Source organism: Listeria sp. SHR_NRA_18 (genome assembly GCF_003856515.1).
GTDB lineage: Bacteria > Bacillota > Bacilli > Lactobacillales > Listeriaceae > Listeria_A > Listeria_A newyorkensis.
Map to the genome: position 1 here is coordinate 1 of NZ_QPKR01000101.1, position 395 is coordinate 395.

Sequence of the window (395 nt, forward strand, 5' to 3'; positions counted from 1 at the left end):
GGGGGCGCAGACAAAGATGACAGGCTCAAAACAACACCGCCAGCCTGAGCTGACGGTGTGGAGAGCATTAAGCGGTCAGACGGGAAGCGTCTTGCGCGATGACCAATTCTTCGTTGGTCGGGATCACCAGTGCCGGACGGCTGCCGTCTTTGGTGATGTTGCCTGATTTGCCGAAGCGGGCAGCCAGGTTGCGTTCATGATCGATTTCAAAGCCCAGCAGGCCCAGCTTGTCCAGGGTCAGCTCACGTACCATCGCGGCGTTCTCACCGATACCACCGGTGAAGATCACGGCATCCAGACGGCCTTCCATCAGGGCGCTATAGGCGCCGATGTACTTGGCCAGACGGTGGCAGAAGACGTCCATGGCACGCTTGGCATCGGCCTTGGTCTCATAG

General features: G+C 59.2%; 1 pseudogene. It reads right to left on the reverse strand.

The features are described from left to right. Positions 1-67: 67 nt before the first annotated feature. Positions 68-395 (reverse strand): annotated as a pseudogene (gene ackA, locus DUK53_RS17330) (acetate kinase); the annotation flags it as partial.